Annotated in this window: 1 protein-coding gene; it reads left to right on the top strand. The window is 50.7% G+C overall.

From position 1 onward, the window contains the following. Positions 1-295 (top strand): holin family protein (locus HMPREF9163_RS00530; RefSeq protein WP_037345504.1); only part of this gene is annotated, 295 nt, incomplete at its 5' end. Between the last annotated feature and the right edge of the window lie 123 nt (positions 296-418).

Below are 418 nucleotides of genomic sequence, written 5' to 3'. Positions count from 1 at the left end.
TGTGTTTGTGGCGACGGATTACATCACGGGTGTTTTGCGTGCGATTGTGGAAAAGGAACTGTCCAGTGCCATCGGCTTCAAGGGAATCTGCCAGAAGGTCTGCATCTTCACCCTCGTCGGCGTGGCGAATGTGCTCGATACGCACATCATCGGCAGCGGGTGCGTCCTGCGCTCTGCCGTGATTTTCTTCTACATCTCGAATGAAGGAATCTCGATCATCGAGAACGCAGCACGGATGGGGCTTCCCGTCCCACAGAAATTGCAGGACATGATGCATAGTCTTAAAAATCAGTAAGATACATAACAACCTCAACGCCCGGCGAATGATCGTCGGGTTATTTTTTTACTTTTTGGGTGACCACAAGAGCCGGTTTTGTCCGCTGCTTCATGAAGGGAGATGTTGAGATGAGCAAGGAAG

Origin of the sequence: Selenomonas sp. oral taxon 138 str. F0429, assembly GCF_000318175.2 — a bacterium.
GTDB classification, from domain to species: domain Bacteria; phylum Bacillota; class Negativicutes; order Selenomonadales; family Selenomonadaceae; genus Centipeda; species Centipeda timonae.
The sequence above is the reverse complement of the archived record's forward strand: the minus strand, read 5'-3'. Positions and strand labels throughout refer to the sequence as shown.